17 protein-coding genes are annotated in these 19,752 nt (G+C 71.6%); 7 read left to right on the plus strand and 10 right to left on the minus strand.

Annotated elements, in window-relative coordinates; genetic code table 11:
* Positions 1 to 195 precede the first annotated feature (195 nt).
* Positions 196 to 1,320 (plus strand): SCO2400 family protein, encoded by a 1,125-nt coding sequence (locus ACZ52C_RS10740; protein ID WP_469074377.1) that lies wholly within the window; start codon positions 196 to 198, stop codon positions 1,318 to 1,320.
* A 128-nt stretch (positions 1,321 to 1,448) separates the two neighbouring features.
* On the opposite strand, the gene ACZ52C_RS10745 is transcribed toward ACZ52C_RS10740, so the two are convergent.
* Positions 1,449 to 1,922 (minus strand): MarR family winged helix-turn-helix transcriptional regulator, encoded by a 474-nt coding sequence (locus ACZ52C_RS10745; RefSeq protein ID WP_469074378.1) that lies wholly within the window; start codon positions 1,920 to 1,922, stop codon positions 1,449 to 1,451.
* 157 nt (positions 1,923 to 2,079) lie between these two features.
* Here ACZ52C_RS10745 and ACZ52C_RS10750 point away from each other — a divergent pair, with 157 nt between their 5' ends.
* Together ACZ52C_RS10750 and ACZ52C_RS10755 are read left to right on the plus strand one after the other, a co-directional pair.
* Positions 2,080 to 3,384: a cytochrome P450 gene (locus tag ACZ52C_RS10750; protein WP_469074379.1), complete on the plus strand. Its 1,305-nt coding sequence runs from the start codon at positions 2,080 to 2,082 to the stop codon at positions 3,382 to 3,384.
* 28 nt (positions 3,385 to 3,412) lie between these two features.
* Positions 3,413 to 3,613, plus strand: coding sequence for a ferredoxin (locus ACZ52C_RS10755; RefSeq protein WP_469074380.1), 201 nt, complete (start codon positions 3,413 to 3,415; stop codon positions 3,611 to 3,613).
* Positions 3,614 to 3,629: 16 nt separating this feature from the next.
* On the opposite strand, the gene ACZ52C_RS10760 is transcribed toward ACZ52C_RS10755, so the two are convergent.
* The 4 genes from ACZ52C_RS10760 to ACZ52C_RS10775 form a co-directional block, all read right to left on the minus strand.
* Positions 3,630 to 4,325 (minus strand): TetR/AcrR family transcriptional regulator, encoded by a 696-nt coding sequence (locus ACZ52C_RS10760; protein ID WP_469074381.1) that lies wholly within the window; start codon positions 4,323 to 4,325, stop codon positions 3,630 to 3,632.
* A 74-nt stretch (positions 4,326 to 4,399) separates the two neighbouring features.
* Positions 4,400 to 6,487 carry a TerD family protein gene (locus tag ACZ52C_RS10765; protein ID WP_469074382.1) on the minus strand — a complete coding sequence of 696 codons (2,088 nt, stop codon included), beginning with the start codon at positions 6,485 to 6,487 and terminating at the stop codon, positions 4,400 to 4,402.
* Positions 6,488 to 6,737: 250 nt separating this feature from the next.
* Positions 6,738 to 7,001, minus strand: a complete 264-nt coding sequence (locus ACZ52C_RS10770; protein ID WP_469074383.1) for a hypothetical protein — start codon at positions 6,999 to 7,001, stop codon at positions 6,738 to 6,740.
* 218 nt (positions 7,002 to 7,219) lie between these two features.
* Positions 7,220 to 7,864, minus strand: coding sequence for a hypothetical protein (locus ACZ52C_RS10775; protein ID WP_469074384.1), 645 nt, complete (start codon positions 7,862 to 7,864; stop codon positions 7,220 to 7,222).
* A gap of 147 nt (positions 7,865 to 8,011) precedes the next feature.
* Here ACZ52C_RS10775 and ACZ52C_RS10780 point away from each other — a divergent pair, with 147 nt between their 5' ends.
* From ACZ52C_RS10780 to ACZ52C_RS10790, 3 genes are all read left to right on the plus strand, one after another.
* Positions 8,012 to 8,200: a hypothetical protein gene (locus tag ACZ52C_RS10780; protein WP_469074385.1), complete on the plus strand. Its 189-nt coding sequence runs from the start codon at positions 8,012 to 8,014 to the stop codon at positions 8,198 to 8,200.
* A 150-nt stretch (positions 8,201 to 8,350) separates the two neighbouring features.
* Positions 8,351 to 8,545 (plus strand): hypothetical protein, encoded by a 195-nt coding sequence (locus ACZ52C_RS10785; protein WP_086804419.1) that lies wholly within the window; start codon positions 8,351 to 8,353, stop codon positions 8,543 to 8,545.
* Between the two features lie 63 nt (positions 8,546 to 8,608).
* On the plus strand, positions 8,609 to 10,315 hold the full coding sequence (locus tag ACZ52C_RS10790; RefSeq protein ID WP_469074386.1) for a HEAT repeat domain-containing protein: 1,707 nt from the start codon (positions 8,609 to 8,611) through the stop codon (positions 10,313 to 10,315).
* 64 nt (positions 10,316 to 10,379) lie between these two features.
* On the opposite strand, the gene argG is transcribed toward ACZ52C_RS10790, so the two are convergent.
* From argG to ACZ52C_RS10815, 5 genes are all read right to left on the minus strand, one after another.
* Positions 10,380 to 11,834, minus strand: a complete 1,455-nt coding sequence (argG, locus tag ACZ52C_RS10795; RefSeq protein WP_469074387.1) for an argininosuccinate synthase — start codon at positions 11,832 to 11,834, stop codon at positions 10,380 to 10,382.
* A gap of 90 nt (positions 11,835 to 11,924) precedes the next feature.
* Complete coding sequence (locus ACZ52C_RS10800) at positions 11,925 to 12,332, minus strand: VOC family protein (protein WP_469074388.1); 408 nt, start codon at positions 12,330 to 12,332, stop codon at positions 11,925 to 11,927.
* 54 nt (positions 12,333 to 12,386) lie between these two features.
* Entirely contained in the window at positions 12,387 to 12,983 is a 597-nt protein-coding gene (locus ACZ52C_RS10805) for an exonuclease domain-containing protein (protein ID WP_469074389.1), read from the minus strand.
* A 30-nt stretch (positions 12,984 to 13,013) separates the two neighbouring features.
* Complete coding sequence (locus tag ACZ52C_RS10810) at positions 13,014 to 14,342, minus strand: serine hydrolase domain-containing protein (protein WP_469074390.1); 1,329 nt, start codon at positions 14,340 to 14,342, stop codon at positions 13,014 to 13,016.
* 175 nt (positions 14,343 to 14,517) lie between these two features.
* Complete coding sequence (locus ACZ52C_RS10815) at positions 14,518 to 15,453, minus strand: hypothetical protein (protein ID WP_469074391.1); 936 nt, start codon at positions 15,451 to 15,453, stop codon at positions 14,518 to 14,520.
* Positions 15,454 to 15,750: 297 nt separating this feature from the next.
* On the opposite strand from ACZ52C_RS10815, the gene ACZ52C_RS10820 reads away from it, so the two are divergent.
* A complete protein-coding gene (locus ACZ52C_RS10820) occupies positions 15,751 to 19,734 on the plus strand; it encodes a glycoside hydrolase family 2 TIM barrel-domain containing protein (protein WP_469074392.1) in 3,984 nt (1,327 codons plus the stop codon).
* Positions 19,735 to 19,752: the final 18 nt, after the last annotated feature.

A 19,752-nucleotide genomic window follows, 5' to 3' on the forward strand; every position in this document is an offset into this window, starting at 1 on the left:
ACGCCCGCACATCCCTGCGGAACCGGCTCCAAGTCCCCGGGGAATCCGCGCAGGAGCGTCACACAGCCTGCACACAGCCCTGAGAATGGCTCGTTAGCGTTGCTGACCGCTCGATCTGCTCGATCCCACGTGCGAACGTGAGGTACCGGGCCGCGGCCCGGCGGGTCGACGGCATGCCAACACAGGAAGACCTCGATGGACTACTGCTCCTCATGTCGCCGACATCTCAACGGCGCTCTCGTGTGCCCCGGTTGCGGCGCCTACGCGCCCGACATAGCCCCGGCCGCGATCGACAGCCGTGTCGCCCCGTCCGGGCCCGCCGGGACGACGACCGCGCCGCTGATGATCCCCATGCCGCAGACGACACCGGCGGCGCCGGTGCTGCCCGCGCCGACGTGGGAGTACGGGGCGACGGACGAGGGGTGGCCCGGCGGGGCGCCGGCAGGTGGATTCGCGACGGACGAGGCGCTGGACAGCACGGCCCCGTTCGCACGAGCGTCCGGCATGGACGGCATCGACGGCGTGGATGTCGTGGATGTCGTGGATGACTACGACGGTGTCGACCGAACCGCCGACATGCACGACGCCCGCGATGTGGACGACGCCCCCGACATGGACGTCGAGGGCGTCCCGGCGGCGCCGCGGGGGCGGGCCGCGCGGCGGCGTCAGATGGCCCGGTGGAAGAAGAACCAGCGCCGGGCCGTCGTCGCGACCGCCGTGGCACTGGTCGGCGGCGGGCTGACCGTCATGGGCATGGACCGGCAGTCCACCGACCGCACCCAGGCGGCCACGGCCCCGGACGCCGAGAGCCTCGGCTCCGTCGAGCAACAGGGCTCGCAGCGCGGCCGTACGTCGGCGACGGAGACCGACGACGCCCGGCGCACCCCGGACGACTCCCCCTCATGGACCCCGTCCGGCGACCCCGCACGCGACCGCGTCGCCGCGAACCGGTCGAACTCCCGCGCGGAGCAGCCCAATTCCCCCCGTACGGACTCGGCCACGCCGTCCGTCCAGGAGGCGCGGACCGGGTCCTCCGGCGCCGGCAGGTCGGCCGCCGACGACACCGCCGCCACCCCGTCGGACGGGACGACCACGCCGCCGGCCGCCGACGACCCCGGCGCCTCGTCGGACGCGGGCACCGGCACGGGATCGGGCTCCGGCGCGGACACCGGCTCGGCAGCGGGCAGCGGCTCGGGCGGGGACACGGGATCGGGCTCCGGCTCCGGCTCGGACACGGGCGCATCCGACGGCTCCAGCTCCGACACGGCGACGACGTCCCCCTCAGGGCTCTGCCTGCTCGGGATCGTGTGCGTGAACTGACGCACGGCTGTATGTGATGCATGGCCGTAGGTGATGCGTGGCCGTAGGTGATGCGTGTGATGCGCGCGTTCATGCGTGTACGCGCGCATCGCAGGGCCGGCCGTCGACCGCCGTCAGGCGCTCGGCGGTCAGCCCTCGGCCATCGGGCGTGGCCAAGAACGTCCGCTGACCCTTTCGATGTCGGTGTTGAACTGCTCCAGGTCCGCGACGAAGCGCCGAAGGCGTTCGGCGGGCCAGTCGGCGATGACGCCGGTGAGACCGGTGACGAACTCCTCGCGCTGCGCGGCGAGGCGCGCCGAACCCCTGTCGGTGATCCGGAACTTGCGGGCCACTCCCCCGTCGGGGTCGAGGGTCCGCTCCACCAGGCCCTCCCGCAGGAGCGCCGAGGTCTGCCGGGTGAACGTGGACGCGTTGAACCCGAACGCCTCCACGAAGTCCGGGATGGACATGGGCCCTTGGGCCTCCAGTCTGGTGAGCAGGACGTAGGCGCTGCGGTCCAGGGCACCGCCGTCACGGACGCCGCGGGGCGTCGACGTCTCGCGGTTCCGCGTCAGGATCAGCAGCTCCCGCTCGATGCGCTCCCCCGCCTCTCGGGCATCCACCGGTCTCCTCCTGCCTCTCTGGCCTCCATGGGCCCCTCACCCTACGTCGAGATTGCGCCATGCATGGAGAGTGCATGATGCACCATTGATGCACGATGCACTACCTGTGTAGCGTGCATGTCCATCTCCCTCCCTCCCCCCACTAGGAGATGCCGAGATGAACAAGGCCGATACAGGCGACACGGGCACGGGCGACGCCGGGACGCACACGGCCGGGACGGGCGGTGACGACGGCGAGGTGGTCCGGCTGCCGATGCGCGCCGACGGACCGCTGGACCCGCCCGCCGCATGGGAGCGGCTGCGCGCCCGGTGCCCCGTGGCCACGGTCGAACTCCCGAGCGGCGACCGGGCGAAGTTCGTGAGCCGCTACGACGACGTCCGCGCCCTCCTCTCCGACCCCCGCTTCTCGCGCCCGCGCGCCGGCGACGACGCGGCGCGGCTCTCCGCCGACGGCTCCGGCGGTGTCGCGGCCGACGCGAGCCCCGAGTACACGCTGTCGATCCCCGAGCACGGCGAGCAGCACCTGCGCTGGCGACGCCAGGTGGGCCGGTACTTCACCGCGAAACGCATGGCGGCCCTGCGCCCCGGCATGGCGCGGATCGCGGAGTCCCTGCTCGACGAGATGATCGCGCGCGCCGAGCCCGGTGAACCCGCCGACCTGAAGGCGGCCCTCGGCTTCCCGCTCCCGGTCTACGTCATCTGCGACCTGCTCGGCGCGCCGGCCGACGACCGCGACCGCTTCTCGCACTGGTCGGACGCGTTCCTGAACGTCAGCCGCTTCACGAAGGAGGAGACCCGGACGGCGTTCACCGAGTTCACCGGCTACATGTCCGCCCTGGTCGAGGCCAAGCGTGCCGCGCCGGGCGAGGATCTGCTCAGCACGCTGATCGTGGAGAGCGCCGCGCTGCCGGAGGAGGAACGGCTCACCGCCGCCGAACTCCTCGCCACCGGCATGGGGTTGCTGGTGGCCGGCCACGAGACCACCGCGAACATGATCGGCAAGATGGTCGCGCTGCTGCTGGCCGACCGCGGCCGCTGGGAACAGTTGCTCGCCGACCCCTCCCTCGTGCGTACGGCGGTGGAGGAGGTACTGCGCTTCGACGCGAACCTCGGCGCGTTCGGCATGCGGCGCTATCTGAGCGAGGACGTGGAGCTGGACGGGGAGCTGCTGCCGGGCGGCACCACCGTGTTCTGCGGGATGTCCTCCGCCAACCGGGACGACCGGGTCTTCGCCGCGCCCGACGAGATGGACCTGACCCGCAGCCCCAATCCGCACCTGACGTTCGGCGCGGGGCCCCACTCCTGCCTCGGCCAGGCCCTCGCGCGCACCGAGTTGCAGGTCGTCCTCGAGGTCCTACTCCGCAGACTCCCCACCCTCGAACTGGCCGTGCCCGCAGCCGGGTTGCGCAAGGTCGAGGGACTGCTGGTCGGCGGTCTGCGCGAGGTTCCGGTCCGCTGGTGACGGGTTCTCCCCAGGAGGTGGTGTCCCGATGAAGGTCCATGTGGACGAGACGAAATGCTGTGGGGCGGGCCAGTGCGTCCTCCTCGCCCCCGACGTGTTCGACCAACGTGACGAGGACGGCATCGTCGTACTCCTCGACCGGGCGCCCTCCCCACCGCACGGTCCGGCCGTCCGCGAGGCGGCGGCGGTCTGCCCGACGGCGGCGATCACCCTCGACGAGGCGGAGTGAAGGGACCGAGCAGGGACTACCCCCTAGCAGCAGCCCGGTGCGGCCCCAACTCCCCCAGTACGGCGTGGAGTTGCTCGGCAGTGAGGGCGGGCCCGGGCAGGGGTGGCTGCGGGGCCGGCGGGGAGACGGAGGGGCGGAGGCCGGCGAGGAGGAGGGTGAGGGGGCGGCGCCAGGCGTCGGCGGTGGTGACGGCGGTGAGGGCGGGAACGGCGCGGCCGAGGGCCGCGAGGGCGAAGAGGACGTCCTCGGTGGTGACATCGGCCCGCACCGTGCCCTCCTCACGACCGCGCCGCAGCAGGAGCTCCACGGTCCGCCGATTGTGCTCGTGGACGCCCTCCAGAACGTCCACCCCCCGCACCCGCGTGGTCATGAGGTCGTTCGTGCCCCGGTCGGCGGCCAGCGTGTCGAAGACCGCGCCGAGGTACTCGGTCAGCCCGGTCCAGGCGTCCGGCGCGTCGCGCACCCGGTCCCCCACCGCCATCGTGCCGGCCAGCTGATCGTGGAAGACGGCGTCGATGAGGGCGGCGCGGGTCGGGAAGTGCCGGTACAGCGTGGCGTTGCCCACCCCGGCCCGGCGGGCGATCACATCCAGCGGCGCTTCCAGCCCCTGCTCGGTGAACACCTCATGGGCCGCGGCCACCAGCGACTCCCGGTTCCGCCGCGCATCCCGCCGCCGAGGCGGCGGCGCCCCACGTTCCGCACCGACGCCCATCCCGCTCCTCCACCCAGAACCCGCCACTCCGCGTCCACGATGCTAGGGCCTGTCGCCGGGCGGGGCAGCAGCCGCTACGCGGCGGGGGACGACGCCCTGCGGGGAGCGGGGTGGTCCAGGTGGACCACGACGGAGGCGTAGAAGCGGTGCACGGCGTCGTCGACACTGCGGATGAAACCGGACTCGGCGTTGCCCCGGGTGCTGCCCATGCCCTTGAACAGGGACAGCCGGAAGCCGGTGATCTGCGCGCCGTTCACCGGGAGCAGGTCCGCCGGTTCGGGGCGAAGCCGTTCCAGCGTGCCCCGGCGGCCACCGGTCTCGCCCTCGACGAGGGTCTCCACATGGAGGTCCGCCGGTGCCTCGGCCAGCCGCTTGACCAGGCGTTTGACCCAGTTCAGCGGGTAGCCCTGCTCGGGCGCCGGGATCTCGATGGACGTACGCAGCTTGCCCGTCCGCAGATCGGCACTGAGCGCGAGGACACCCGGTGTGCCCTCGATCCGCAGCTCCGACCGCAACGTCCCCCGGAGGCACAGCTCGTCGGCCATCTGCGCGCGCCGGGCCGCCGGATCGGTGCCACGCCTGGCCCGGCGCACGGGGAGCACCTTCTGCCCGAGTTCACCGCCGAGCCCCAGGCAGACCTGCCGGATCAGCCGCTCCCAACTCTCGACGACCTCCAGGCTGCGCGGGTCGCCCTGGCAGAGCGTCTCGTCGTCGATGCCGTTGCGTACGGGGACCCAGGCCGCGCCCATGTTCTGGAAGCCGTGGCAGCCGGAGTTCTCGTGCTGGAGGTAGTGGAGGAGTTCCTGGAGGAGCCAGGCGTGCGCGCTGTTGCCGACACCCTCGTGCCGGATGAGCATCTGCGCCTGGTGGGTGACCTCGGCCCAAGACAGATGCCAGAGGGCCACCTTGTGCTTGCGCCGGCCGTCGACCTTGACGTCGACGAGCGGACTGCCCTCCAGGGCGACATCGTTGGACAGCGTGATCACGGCCTCGTAGCCGCGACGCGCGGCGATGTCCATGTACGCCTGCACCTGTTCGGGCCTCAGGGCGTTGCCGTTGGTCTTGGTCTCCACCAGCGCCGTCCACAGCTTGCCGGCCCGCTCGACCCGGATCACCCCGTCCGGGCGCCTCGGCGTCTCCCCGTGCGGCAGCGAGACCTCGGTGAACGTCTCCGTCCGGCCCGCCGGGGCCCCGAACGCGGCGGTCAGCCTCCGGCCGAACTCCGGCACCTGCGCCATCACCGACAGCAGCACCGAGGTGGCCCGCATCTCGCGGTCACGGTCGCTCTTCAGCGCGGAGACCGGGAAGAGCCGGGCCTCCTTCCAGGACTCGTTCTCCGCGAGGGACTTGCGCACCACCTTGGGCAGCGTGACCTTCTTCTTGGCCGTACGGGGCCGCGCGGACGCCTTCTTGGGTTCGGGGGGCGCTGCCGATGTCGTCGGCGCCGACGGCTCCGCCGGGGCGGTGTCCCCGCCCGGCTGCCGCGGTGCGGGGACGGCGGGAAGGGCGGAGTGGGCGGCTGCCTGCGGTTCCCGCTCCACCGCCACGGCCGAGGGCGTCGTCCCCACCGCTTCCGCCCCGGCCGCGAGGTCGTCACCCGTGTCGTCGGCACCCGCGTCGTCGTCGATGTCGACGCCGAAGTCCGTCGCGAGCCCGGCCAGACCGGTGTCGTAGCCCTGCCCGACGGCCCTGAACTTCCACTCCCCCGCCCGCCGGTACAGCTCGCCGAAGATGAACGCGCTCACCGATCCGGCGTCGTCGATCGCGAACCGGAGCAGTCCCTCGCCGGAGCCGTCGGCCAACGTCATGCGCAGGTCGTCGAGTTCACCGAAGTGGGCGTCCTCGTACCGGCTCGCGGCGACGACGATGCGCTCGACGTCGTCCGGGATGGCCGTGAGGTCGAAGACGATCTGGTCCTCGCTGCCCTCCCCGGCGGGCTTCTTGCCCAGGAGCTGCACGCTGCCGTCGGCGGCCACCGGGTTGTTGTAGAAGTAGAAGTCGCCGTCGCCGCGCACCTTTCCGTGCCCGCCCAACAGCATCACCGAGACGTCCGCGTCGCCCTCACCGGTCGAACTGGCCCATCCCAGCGTCACGCTCACCGAGTCGACGTGGTCGCTCAACGCCGCCAACCCCACGTTGGCGCCCTTGACCATCTCGTGCATCGAAACCCCCCAATCCCCGCACACGGGCATGCCGGGCCCCCTGCGCCCGTCACCCACTCCCCATGTGACATGCCGCACATTCAGCGCAGGCGAAACTCTAGTGCGCCACGCGCCGACATACGCCGATCCGTCGGAAACCGGCCCTTCCCGAGGCCCCGTCGGTCTCCCCGCGCTCCTTGTCCGTAGGGCGAGTTGGCGCGGTGCGGAGGCCCGTCGGTGGCGAGCCCCGGGGTGGTGGGCCGACTTCTGCTCAGTCGTCGGCGAGGACCATGCGGGCGCCGCCCGGCTCTGCCCGGGTGGCCGAGGCGACCGGTTCCCCCACCCGGGCGGCCGGGACCGGCGCACCCGGGGTCTCGAAGAACCAGCGCCGCGCCTCCTCCTGTCCGAGCGCGGGAGGGCGTTCCGCCAGGTACGTCTGAACGTAGACCGGCGTACGGGGCTCGCTGCGCCAGCTGTCGGCGAGGATGCCGATGTCGACCGTGTCGTAGCCGAGCACATCGAGCAGACGGGTCACCTCCGCCTTGGCCGCCGCGTGGTCGCACTGGACCACTGGACGGCGTCCGACGGCGCCCTCGACCTGGTCGCCCTCCTGGACGAGGCGTTCGCGACGCTGACGCCGTAGCCGGGGCGAGCGTCAGGGCACCGGCGGAAGTCTCCGGCGTAGAGGGCCGGCAGAAGTCTCCGGCGTAGACGCCCGGCAGGAGTCTCAGGTGTGGAGCGCCGGCAGGAGTCTCAGGTGTAGACGATCGGGCAGCCGCGGCGTATCGAGTGCTGGGCGGCGCGCAGGTACAGGGCGACGTAGAAGGCCGTGTCGAGGTCGTCGGCCCAGGGGCCAGGGCGGGTCGCCGCCAGTTCCTCCGCCGCTCCGTCCAGGAACCACATGGTCAGGTCGAGGTTGTCGCACATCGCCGGGACCTCGGCCGTCGGCAGCTCGACGGCCGCCGCGAGCCGCTCGGCGAGCGCCAGCACCTGCGGGGCGCCCGCGACCATGGTCGAGTCCGTGTAGGCGGACTCGATGTCGTCGAGCCGGATGTCCTCCTCCAGCGACACCGGCACCAGGAGGGTCCAGCCGCACAGGGTCTCCGTCTCCTCTCGGCTGAGGTGGGCCTCGCACAGCCTGGCGAACCCGTCCATCGGCGGGACCAGCTTCTCCTCGAAGGTCAGCCCGGAGCCCAGCTCGAAGCCCGGCTCGGACCCCGTCTCGGGGCCCGGCCCGGAGCCCCGGACGAACGCCTTCCGCCCGGGCACCGACGGGTAGGGCGGCAGACCGCGCCGCCCCAGCTCGTCGTTCAGCGCGGTGGCGGCACGGGTGCGCCCTTCCTCCTCGTCCGCGCTGAACCAGTCCTCCGCGTCGACGCTCACCAGGTAGATGCCCATGGCCCGGAACGTACTGCGCCCCACTGACAGCCGGGGGTGTAGCGGGCTACACCCCCGATCCGGGAGGACGCTCCCTCGTGGCGCGGCCCGCCGGACGGGATCGTCGAAGCAGAGGTCAACCGGACCCCGCGAAAAAGGAGACTCCCCATGAAGGCCCTGCTCGGCTCGAAGCCCGTCCTGTGGTTCCTGTTCCTGTTCAACCTCCTCGTCGCCGCGGCCGCCCCCTTCGCCGTCGACGGCGCGCAGGGCCTGGCCACCGCCGTCGGCATGGGCGTCGTCTCGCTCGGCGCGGGCATCAGCCTGCTGCGCGGACGGGAACACCGGCAGCGCGCCTGACCACCACGGGCACTCCGGCGGACCGGCGCACCGTCGCACCGTCGCACTCCGCTCGACGCAACCAATACCCGCTCGCAGGCGTCCCCTTCGTCGCGTCCGTCGCGCAGAAACGCCGTCCTCGGCTCCCACCACAGAGAGCGAGCAAAGACCGTGCTCATCCTCATCCTGTCCGTCGTCCTCCTCCTCGCGCTCGGTGGCGTCGTCTGCGTGTACTGGACGGCGCGAGGCGACGCCCCCCGCTGGGCACGCGGTGTGGCCAGGACGACCGATGTCGCGAGCGGCATCCTGCTCAGCGCCAGCAAGTCCAACAGGTCCGGCTCCCAGAACTCCGTGGACAACGACTGAGGCCGCACAACTCCCCGGACGTCCGAGGAGTCGTTCTCCCCGAGGGATGCGAAGGGGGAGCGCGTGCGTGGTCTTCGGGGTGTCCGGGGCGGGGGTGCGAGCGGTGCGGCGCATCAGATCGCCCATTTCCTACGGGAGTTGGCGGCGGGGGAGCCCGGACGCAGGGCCGCCGCCGTGAAGGGCCTCGGGCGGGTGGGCCGGTGGGCCTCCGCCGAGCACGGGGACATCGTCGCCGGGGTGGGTCCGGCCGTCCTCGGCGCGGCCGGGGATACCGACGCCCTGGTGCGGGCCGCGGTGGCGGACGCGCTCGGGTGGCTGGGGCCGCTCGGCGGTGACGACGCCGGCCGTGTGGTCGTCGCGTTGATGGGGGACGCGGACACGCGCGTACGGCGGCGGGCCTCCCTCGCGGCCGAACGGCTGGACCTGACCGGTCCGGACGTCACGGAGGCGTTCCGGCGGCTGCTGGACGACGCCGACCGGCATCTGCGGCTCAACGGGCTGCTGAGGGTGCGCGGCCGGGACGGCGACATCGAACCGGCGGTGCTCGTACGGCTGTTGGGGGACCCCGAGTCGCACGTCTGGGGGCACGCGCGGATGGCCCTCCACGCCTCCCTGGGCCGGCAGCGCGTACTGGACGAGGTGAGACGCACCGCCCGGCAGGGTCATGGGCTCGCCCGCGCACGGGCGTTGGAGATGCTGCCCGAGCGGCACACCCGCGACCTGCGCGACTCGCTCCTCGACGGTCTGCGCGACGCGTGCCCCGAGGTCCGGCACGTGTCGGCCGGGCTGCTCGCCAGGGATCTCGGCGGCCCCGCCGAGGCACTGCTGTCGCCGCTGGGACTGTCCGGCGCGGTCGACTCGCTCTTCTCCGCGCTACGGCGCTCCGGGGCGGCGGAGCCGCTGCTGGCGCTCCTGCCGTCGCTGCGGCCGTCCGCGACGGCCGACGCGCTCCTCGCGGCGCTGAAGGCCGAGACCGACGCGGACGTCGCCGCCCGGCTCCTCGGCGTGCTCGGGCGGTGGGGGGACGTCCGTGCCGTGCCCCCGGCCGTGCGGTGGCTGGACCACCCGGATGCGGGCGGCAGCGCCGTCCACGCGCTCGCCGAGATCGGGACGCCGACGGCGGTCCGCTGGATCAGGGCCGTGTTCGTCTCCGCGCCCGGCCCCGACCCGGGGCCGGGACTCGGGGACCCGTCCGTCCGCGCGGCCGCGGCCACCGCGTACGGCAGGCTGGCGCCTCCGGACGCCGTCGAGTCGCTGCTGCCGCTCCTGCGCGAGCCGGACCGGCGCGTACGTATCGGGGCGGTGGACGGGCTGGGGCAGTTGGGCCGGCGGGGGCTGCCGGACCGGGAGCGGCAGGCGGCGGCCGCAGCCCTGCTGGGGCTCCTCACCACCGACGAGCCGGTCCTCTGGCACACCGGCAGCGCGCTCGCCGGGTATCCGGAGACCCTCCCCGCCGTACGCCGGCTGATCGACCACCCGTCCGGCGAGGTCAGGGCGACCGTGCTGCGGCTCCTGGACGAGGACGACGACGCCGACGTCGCCCTGTTCCTCGCCCACCTCCACGACCCGCACGAGTCAGCCCGCCACCAGGCCCTGTGGGGGATCGACCGCTACGTCGACGCGTACGGCGAGCTGCCCCAAGCGGGTGAGCACCCAGTGGCCCCTGATGCCCCTGAAGACCCGCTCACGGTGATCACCGCGCTCGCGCAGCCGCCCTCCCCCCGCCACATCCGCTACGCGGCGAACCGGGTCCTCGGCAGACTGACGTGAGGAGGCCGGCTCGACGTACCCCGTCGAGCCGGCCTCTGTCACATCCTTCGCCGTGCGCCGGCGGTCAGTCCGTGCCGGACTCCATCGCGGCGCGGTCCAGCAGCGCGTCCTGCTCGGAGACCTCGCCGCGCGAGGCGATGGCCTCGGCGCCGCCCTGCGGCAGCTCCGGCATGGTGCCGATCAGCCCGGTCGCGGCGGCCTGGGAGGCGCCGATCGTGGGGCTGCCGGTGCCGATCAGGCCGAGGCCCACGTACTGCTCCAGCTTGGCGCGGGAGTCGGCGATGTCGAGGTTGCGCATGGTGAGCTGGCCGATCCGGTCGACCGGGCCGAAGGCCGAGTCCTCGGTGCGCTCCATGGACAGCTTGTCCGGGTGGTACGAGAACGCCGGGCCCGTGGTGTCGAGGATCGAGTAGTCCTCGCCGCGCCGCAGGCGGAGGGTGACCTCGCCGGTGACGGCAGCGCCGACCCAGCGCTGGAGGGACTCCCGGATCATCAGCGCCTGCGGGTCCAGCCAGCGGCCCTCGTACATGAGGCGGCCGAGACGGCGGCCCTCGGTGTGGTACTGGGCGAGGGTGTCCTCGTTGTGGATGGCGTTGACGAGGCGCTCGTACGCGGCGTGCAGGAGGGCCATGCCGGGGGCCTCGTAGATGCCGCGGCTCTTGGCCTCGATGATGCGGTTCTCGATCTGGTCGGACATGCCGAGGCCGTGGCGGCCGCCGATGGCGTTGGCCTCCATCACCAGGTCGACGGCGGAGGCGAACTCCTTGCCGTTGATGGTGACCGGACGGCCCTGGTCGAAGCCGATCGTCACGTCCTCGGTGGCGATCTCGACCTCGGGGTCCCAGAACCGGACGCCCATGATCGGCTGGACCGTCTCGACGCCGGTGTCCAGGTGCTCCAGGGTCTTCGCCTCGTGGGTGGCGCCCCAGATGTTGGCGTCGGTGGAGTACGCCTTCTCCGTCGAGTCCCGGTACGGCAGCTGGTGCGCGACCAGCCACTCGGACATCTCCTTGCGGCCACCCAGTTCGGTGACGAAGGCGGCGTCCAGCCAGGGCTTGTAGATCCTGAGGTGCGGGTTGGCGAGCAGACCGTAGCGGTAGAACCGCTCGATGTCGTTGCCCTTGAAGGTCGAGCCGTCGCCCCAGATCTGGACGTCGTCCTCCAGCATCGCCCGGACCAGCAGCGTGCCGGTGACGGCACGGCCGAGGGGGGTGGTGTTGAAGTACGCCCGCCCGCCCGAGCGGATGTGGAACGCGCCGCAGGTCAGCGCGGCCAGGCCCTCCTCGACCAGCGCGGCCCGGCAGTCGACCAGGCGCGCGATCTCGGCACCGTAGGTCTTCGCGCGGCCGGGCACCGAGGCGATGTCGGGCTCGTCGTACTGGCCGATGTCAGCCGTGTAGGTGCAGGGGACGGCACCCTTGTCACGCATCCACGCGACGGCGACCGAGGTGTCGAGCCCGCCCGAGAAGGCGATGCCGACGCGCTCGCCGGCCGGAAGAGAGGTGAGGACCTTGGACATAGAAATTATTATGCATGGCAATGCATGATCATGCAAAGCGGCCGTCCGGTGACGGCCCTCACGCCCGACCCGATGCGTCCGCCGGCCCCCTCACGCGTCGAGTTCGGTGAAGAGGGTCAGCTGGAGTGCGCCGGGAGCTTCGAGGCGGGAGTTCAGGGAGTTCCAGGGAGTGCGGGTCGGCTCGGCGATCACCTCGGCACCGGCCGCCGCCAGCTTCGCCGTGGTCGCGGTCGAGTCGTCCACCTCGAAGGCGACCCGGATGTGGCCGGCCACCCGGCGGCCGACCTCCACCTCGTCGATGAACTCCGCGTGCTTCGGGTCGGTGATCTCCAGCGTCGCCCGCCCCGCTTCGAGGATCGACACCCGCCCCCCGTCGGACGAGAACGCCGCCCGCTCGGGCAGCCCCAGCACATCACGGTAGAAGTGCAGCGCGGCGTCGTAGTCGGCGGCGGTGACGACCAGCCGGAGTTCGCGGACGGGGGTGGCTTCGTCGGACATGACAGCTCCTGGATGACTTCGGGGTCGGGACGGAACGCGGGAACGGCCGGGCGGCTAGACGAGGCCCTCCGGCAGGGCGATCCCCGTCCCCGCAAGGTGCCGCAGGGCCGCCGCGATGGAGTGGCAGTCGAAGAGGGCCGAGTGTTCGTCGCCCGGGGTGGCGGGCCGGGCGAGCCCCAGGGCCTGCCAGAGGCGGCCCGAGTTGACGCCGGTCGTCGCCGGGGCGACGGCGTTCAGCCACGGCCGGACGTTGAGGAAGCCCGGGGCGAACACGCGGTGCTCGATCGTCTCGCCCCGGGCCCGGGCCCAGCCGACGTTCTCGCCGAGGACGAGCATGTCGTTGCCGTAGGAGAGGACCGCCCCGCCCCGGCAGAAGGCGAGGAAGTCGCCCAGGGCCCGGGCCGGCGGGAGGCCGTCCCGGTCCACGTCGCGCTGGTCGATACCGGTGAGGGTGGTGAAGAACGGCGAGAGCCGGGGGTTCACCACCGGGCGGACCAGCGTCTCGTACTCCTCCACGACGGAGTACTCCTCGTTCACCCGCACCGCGCCGATCTGCACGATCTCCCGCAGTTGGCCGGGGGCCGACCAGTCCTGCTCCATGGCCCCCGGCCAGGTCGTGAACTCCAGGTCGAAGATGACGAAGGTGGACAAGGCGCTGCGCTCCCTGGTGTGCGAGGACGGCTACGGAAGCGTCCTACCCAGCAGACCGTCCGGCAGGAACCGCCACGTGTCCCCCGCCGCCAACCGCGACTTCGCCCCGGCCCCCGAACCCGCCCCCGGGCCCTCCGGCGTCGGGCACAGCGACTCGATGATGTGTTCGTTGATCGCGTCGTCGATCGGGCTCGGCTCCAGCGCGGTGCCGTCCGCGTTGAGGCGCTGGTACTTCATCAGGTTCCAGCCCATGGAGAGCTGACGGTCGCCGTCCGCGCTGGTGAGGCTGACGGTGCCCGCGCCGAAGACCGCGCCGTCGTGACCCCAGAAGCGCCCGCAGCCGGGCACGTCGAGGGCGTAGATGCCGAGGCCGTAGTCGATCGAGGCACCCGGGCCGACCTCCACCGGGACCGTGCGCCGCATCTCGGCGAGCGACGAGCGGCGGAGCAGGTCACCGGTGAGCAGCTTCCGGTAGAACCGGTTGAGGTCGTCCGTCGTGGAGACGATCGCGCCGGCCGTGTAAGCCCAGGACATGTCGTAGACGCTGTAGTCGCGGGGCGGGTCGATGAGCCCGTAGAACGACTCGTACATCCGGGAGTGCGGGCCCTTGATGTACGCGGTGCGCGGGTACGAGGTGTGGCGCAGCCCGGCGCGGTCGATCACGTTGCGGGTGATGTACGTCGACGCCTTCTGGCCGGTCACCTTCTCCAGGATCAGGCCGGCCAGCACGTAGTTGGTGTTGGAGTACCTGCCCGGCTGCGCGCCGGAGCGGCCGGTGGCCGGGGCCGCGAGGCCCAGCCGCACGAGCTCCCGCGGGCTGATCGAGCGGAAGCGGTTCTCGTCGAGGCTGGCGGTGGAGTTCTGGGCGAGGGAGGGGAACGCGCCGACGACGTAGTCACCTATGTGGCTGGTGTGGTTGAGGAGCATCCGTACGGTGACGGCGTCCCCGCGCTCCCGGGCGTCCCCGTCGGTGCCGGTGCCCTCGAACAGCTCGGGGACGTAGTCCGTGACCGGGGCGTCGAGGCGGATCCGGCCCCGCTCCACCTGCTGCAGGATCGCCACGGCCGTGAACGTCTTGCTGATGCTGCCGACGCGGTGCCGCATGTTCGGGGTGACCTCACGGCCCGTGTCCACGTCGGCCAGCCCGGCCGCGCCGGTCCAGCGTTCCCGGCCGTCCCGCACGGACGCGTACGTGCCGTACATCCCGGCCTCGTGGACGGCGTCGAGCGTCTCACGCAACTCGGCCCGGTCCAGCCGTTCCCCCGGCGCCGCCGGGTCGGCCGCCTCGGCGGCGGGTACCGCCGCGCCCAGTAGAAGTGTGGTCCCCAGCACGGTCCCGACGAGACGTTGCATACGCACGACGTGTCCCCCTAGATCCTGACGTTCCGACGGCCCCGGACGGTCAACTCCGGCGCTCTGTCAGGCAATTGTCACGACCAACCGGTGCGCACTACATCCTTCCCATGGATGATCACTCTCACAGCGGGACCATGACATCCGTCATGGTCCCGCGCACATCACCGGACGAAGCGTGTCAGAGGCCGTACCGGGACTTCATATGGCGCCAGAAGTCCCGGAACATCCACTTGTCGAACTCGGTGATCTGGGTGGCGCTGCCCGCCTTCATGAGGAAGCAGCACTGGCCGGTCGGGGTCCAGTCGTAGAAGTCGTCGAGGCCGAAGGTGTGGCCGACCTCGTGCAGATAGATGTGGATGTTCTCCTGGTTCAGGGCGCCGGTGAAGTAGGAGCGGCCCACGCGCTGGCCCCAGTCACCGCCGGCGCCGCCGCCGAAGCCCTCGGTGAGCCAGAGGGACTGGTCGTAGTGGCGGGCGGCGCCGCCGGGACAGCGGGAGTAGTTGCCGTCCTGGTGGAAGAAGCGGCCGCAGTCGGGGTTGCACTGCGGCGCTCCGCCGCCGTCCAGCATGTTGGTGTAGATGTCGACGGAGTTGTCGCTCCACTGGAGGGTCGAGCGGTTCTTCACCGCCCAGCCGACGACGTTGACGGGGACGCTGGTGTACGGCCAGGCGTTGTGGCCGACGCCGTTGTCGACCATCGCCGCCATCCACTTGCCGAACTGCTTCTTCAGCGCGGCGTGGATCTGGTCGCGCAGGGCCACGCTGACCGGCTGGTCCGACTCCCAGCGGACGCAGTAGTTGACGCTTCCCCGGTTGGCCATGATCTGGTCCCAGCCGTAGTTGCGGAAGCCGTAGAGGTCGCCGTACGTGGACTCGACGTGGCTCCAGACCTCGTTCAGGGGCTGGACCAGGTTCGAGGGCGGGTTCCAGGCGGCGGGTGCGGCGGCGGTGGCGACCGCGGCCGCCACCGCCCTGTCCTGTGCCTGTGCCCGGTCGGCCCGGTCGTTCGCCGCCTGCGCGACGGACGGGGTGGTCAGACCGGGTGCGAGCAGCACGGCCAGGACCGCGACGAGCACGGTGAGCAGTCTTGCGATGCGGGTGCGCTTGGTGTGCATGGTGAACTCCCCTGTGGGGTCGGGATTTCACGTGCCTTCAGTTCACCCTTCCGTCGCCGCCGGCACCCAAGAAGGTTGCCCCTTCGAACCAAGTGGGCGCCCGCCCGGTGAGGTCACACTCCCACCCTCACGACCGCACAAAGTCCGACAGAGTTATTGATCCGCTTCTGTTCGAAGTCCTAGTGTGGGCCCGGTTTTCAACAACATCAGACAAAAATCGGACAGCATCCGACGCTCCTCGTCCCACACGTCACTCCGTACGTGCACCCCCCTGTCACCGCGAGGAAGGCCCCGGCAATGCAGCACCCGCACCCGCAACCCCCTCCGCAGCCGCACACCGGCACCCCCGCAGTCCGCCCCGTCGTGAGCCGCCGCCGGCTGCTGGAGGGCGGTGCCGCGCTCCTCGGCGCCCTCGCTCTCTCCGGCGGCGACGCGTACGCCGCCCCCCGCGCCGGGACGGCGGACGCCGACAGCCCCGAGTGGTCCGGCAACATGGCGCTCTTCCAGGTCGGGGCGGAGCCGCCGCACACCACCCTCATGCCGTACGCGGACGTCAGACAGGCCCTCGCAGGCGACCGCACCCGCTCCCCGTACCGGCTGAGCCTCGACGGGACATGGAAGTTCGCGTACGTCGACCGCCCGGGCGACCGGGACGAGGACTTCTACCGGACCGACCTCGACGACAGCGGCTGGGACACCATCCCGGTGCCCTCCAACTGGCAGCTGCACGGCTACGACTTCCCCATCTACATCAACATCACCTACCCGTGGTGGGGGCCCAACGGCCTCGGCGAGGAGGCCCAGCCGCCGACCGCGCCGACCCGCTACAACCCCGTCGGCCAGTACCGGCGCACCTTCCACCTCCCCAAGGACTGGACGGCCGGCGACCGCCGCACCTTCCTGCACTTCGAGGGCGTCAAGTCGGCCCACTACGTGTGGATCAACGGCGAACTCGTCGGCTACCACGAGGACTCGTACGACCCGGCCGAGTACGACATCACCCCGCACCTCAAGCCGGGGAAGAACCGGATAGCCGTCGAGGTCTACCGCTACTCGGACGGCGACTGGCTGGAGGACCAGGACATGATCCGGCTGAGCGGTATCTTCCGCTCGGTCTACCTCTACTCCACGCCCGCCGTGCACCTGCGCGACTTCAAGCTGGACACCCCGCTCAGCGACGGCTACACGGCCGCCGAACTGTCGGTCACGGCGAGCGTGCGCGCCTACGCGGCCGGGCACGCGGGGGCGTACTCGGTCGAGACGCAGCTCTACGACGCCCGGGGGCACGCCGTCTGGTCACGGCCGCTGGTGCAGTCCGTCGCCGTCGGCGGGGGAGCCGGTGATGTCGGCAGCGACGTGACCGTCCAGGCGAAGAAGTCCGTGCCCTCGCCCGAGCTGTGGTCCGCCGAACACCCCACCCTCTACACGGCCGTGCTCCGGCTGCGCGACCCGCGCGGCAAGGTCGTCGAGACCCTCTCCCACCGCGTCGGCCTGCGCGAGTTCGCGCTCAGGGACGGGCTGATGCGGATCAACGGCAAGCCGGTCTCCCTCCGGGGCACCAACCGCCACGAGATGCACCCCGACCGGGGCATGGCGCTCACCCGCGCCGACATGGTCAAGGACATGGGGATCATCAAGCGGCTCAACATGAACACCGTCCGCACCTCGCACTACCCCAACAACCCGCTCTGGTACGAGCTGGCGGACGAGTACGGCCTCTATCTCGTCGACGAGACGAACCTGGAGACCCACGGCATCCGCGACCGCTACCCCGGCAACCACGCGGAGTGGACGACGGCCTGCGTGGCCCGCGCCCGGGCCATGGTCCACCGCGACAAGAACCACGCCTCCGTCGTCATCTGGTCCCTCGGCAACGAGGCGGGCGGCGGCTCCACCTTCGTCGCCATGCGCGACTGGATCGAGTCGTACGACAAGACCCGCGTCATCCAGTACGAGGGCGACGACCGGCCGACGATCAGCCAGATCCGCTCGGAGATGTACGACAGCCCGCAGCGGGTCGAGCAGCGGGCCAAGGACACCTCCGACACCCGGCCGTACGTGATGATCGAGTACTCGCACTCCATGGGGAACTCGACCGGCAACTTCAAGAAGTACTGGGACCTCATCCGCCGCTACCCGGTCCTCCAGGGCGGCTGGATCTGGGACTTCGTCGACCAGTCGCTGACCTGGCCGGTGCCGAAGCTGAGGGTGTTCACGGATGCCGGTCCGAGCGGGCTGAAGGGCCAACTGCTCACCGCCGCAGGAACGTTCAGCCGCAGCAAGGGGCTCTCCGGCGCCACCGGCTTCACCCGCGACCCGGCCCTCGACCTCACCGGCTCGCTGACCCTGGAGGCGTGGATCACCCCGCACGTCACCGGCGGCCACCAGCCGATCGTCGCCAAGGGCGACACCCAGTACGCGCTGAAGCAGACCGACCGCAGCGTCGAGTTCTTCATCTACGGCGGCGGCCAGTGGGTCAGCGTGAGCTGGGGCCTCCCGGCCGACGGCTGGACCGGCCGCGAACACCATGTCGCCGGTGTCTTCGACGCCGAGGCCGGGTCCCTCACCCTCTACGTCGACGGCGAGGCGAAGGCCACCCGCACCACCACCCGCCGCCCGAGCGTCAACACCGCGCCGCTCGCCCTCGGCACGGACACGGACAACCCGACGCGCGAGTTCAGCGGCACGATCCGGCGGGCCGGGGTATACGCGCGCGCCCTGAGCGGGGCCGAGCTGGCATCCGGGGGGCGTGGGCCCGGGGACGACGGGGTGCGGTTCTGGTTCGACGCGGCGACGGTCGAGGTGGGGGAGCGCAAGCGCGAGGGCTTCGCGAAGGAACGTTCGTTTTTCGCGTACGGCGGTGACTGGGGCGACAACCCCAACGACGGGGCCTTCGTCGCGGACGGCATCGTCAAGGCCGACCGGGGCCACACCGGCAAGGCGGCCGAGGTCAAGCGCATCTACCAGGCGATCCACGCGACCCCGGCCTCCGGCGCCGCGACCGATGCCCCGACCTCGAAGAAGATCACCCTCACCAACGAGTATCTCTTCACCAACCTCCGTGAGTTCGACGGCAGTTGGACCCTGGTGGCCGACGGCAAGGAGATCCAGCACGGCCGCCTCACCCGCGCCCAACTGGACCTCGCCCCCCTCTCCACCAAGGACATCACCGTCCCCTTCCGGCTGCCCTCCTCCCCCGCGCCCGGCACCGAGTACTTCCTCGAACTCTCCTTCACCACCAAGGAGCGCACCCCCTGGGCCAGGTCCGGCTTCGAGGTGGCCCGGCAGCAACTGCCGGTGGACGCGGGCAGCCCGGCGGTGGCGCCGGCCCCGCTGGCGACCGTCCCGAAGCTGACCTACACGGACGGCCCGAAGGAGATCACGGTCACCGGCAAGGGTGTGCAGGGGCGTGGCTTCTCCGTCACCGTCGACCGGAGGAGCGGCGTCCTCACCTCCTACAAGGCGGCCGGCACCCGGCTGATCACCTCCGGCCCGGCCCCCAACTTCTGGCGGGCCCCCACCGACAACGACCACGGCAACGGGCAGCACACCCGTAACCAGACCTGGCGGGACGCGGGCGCCAACCGCAAGGTGACCGAGGTGACCGTGCGGGCCCTGGGTGACGGCCGGGCGGTGGAGATCAAGATCACCGGCACCCTGCCGACGACGACCGAGTCGTCGTACACCACCACCTACACGGTCTTCGGAAACGGCGAGATCAAGGTCGACAACACCCTGCACCCGGGTGCGGCCTCCCTCCCGTACATCCCGGAGGTGGGCACCCTCCTGCACCTCCCCCGCCGCCTCGACCGGCTGCACTACTACGGCCGGGGCCCCGAGGAGAACCACTGGGACCGCAACAACGGCACCGACGTGGGCCTCTACTCGGGCAGCGTCGCCGAGCAGTGGTCCGGGTACATCCGCCCCCAGGAGAACGGCAACAAGACCGACGTCCGCTGGGCCGCCCTGACCGACCGCGACGGCGAGGGCCTCCTGATCTCGGGCGACTCCCTGATCGAGGTCAACGCCTCCTTCTTCACCCCGGAGGACCTCTCGACGGGCCTCCGCCACGACTACCACCTCACCCCCCGCGACACGGTCGTCCTGCGCGTCAACCACCGCCAGATGGGCGTCGGCGGCGACAACAGCTGGGGCGCCCACACCCACGACGAGTACAAGCTCTTCGCCAACCGCGACTACGCGTACACGTACCGCCTGCGCCCGCTGACGGACGTGGACCTCGCCACCAAGCTGTCGAGGAGGCCGACGGCGACGGAGTGACCCCTGACGCGGCCGCCG

It is taken from the genome of Streptomyces sp. NPDC034049 (assembly GCF_055575575.1).

Bases quoted from the DNA above. Each gene is read 5' to 3' on its own strand.
- ACZ52C_RS10740 (WP_469074377.1), top strand. From the start codon at position 196: ATGGACTACTGCTCCTCATGTCGCCGACATCTCAACGGCGCTCTCGTG.
- ACZ52C_RS10750 (WP_469074379.1), top strand. From the start codon at position 2,080: ATGAACAAGGCCGATACAGGCGACACGGGCACGGGCGACGCCGGGACG.
- ACZ52C_RS10755 (WP_469074380.1), top strand. From the start codon at position 3,413: ATGAAGGTCCATGTGGACGAGACGAAATGCTGTGGGGCGGGCCAGTGC.
- ACZ52C_RS10760 (WP_469074381.1), bottom strand. From the start codon at position 4,325: ATGGGCGTCGGTGCGGAACGTGGGGCGCCGCCGCCTCGGCGGCGGGAT.
- ACZ52C_RS10765 (WP_469074382.1), bottom strand. From the start codon at position 6,487: ATGCACGAGATGGTCAAGGGCGCCAACGTGGGGTTGGCGGCGTTGAGC.
- ACZ52C_RS10775 (WP_469074384.1), bottom strand. From the start codon at position 7,864: ATGGGCATCTACCTGGTGAGCGTCGACGCGGAGGACTGGTTCAGCGCG.
- ACZ52C_RS10780 (WP_469074385.1), top strand. From the start codon at position 8,012: ATGAAGGCCCTGCTCGGCTCGAAGCCCGTCCTGTGGTTCCTGTTCCTG.
- argG (WP_469074387.1), bottom strand. From the start codon at position 11,834: ATGTCCAAGGTCCTCACCTCTCTTCCGGCCGGCGAGCGCGTCGGCATC.
- ACZ52C_RS10800 (WP_469074388.1), bottom strand. From the start codon at position 12,332: ATGTCCGACGAAGCCACCCCCGTCCGCGAACTCCGGCTGGTCGTCACC.
- ACZ52C_RS10815 (WP_469074391.1), bottom strand. From the start codon at position 15,453: ATGCACACCAAGCGCACCCGCATCGCAAGACTGCTCACCGTGCTCGTC.
- ACZ52C_RS10820 (WP_469074392.1), top strand. From the start codon at position 15,751: ATGCAGCACCCGCACCCGCAACCCCCTCCGCAGCCGCACACCGGCACC.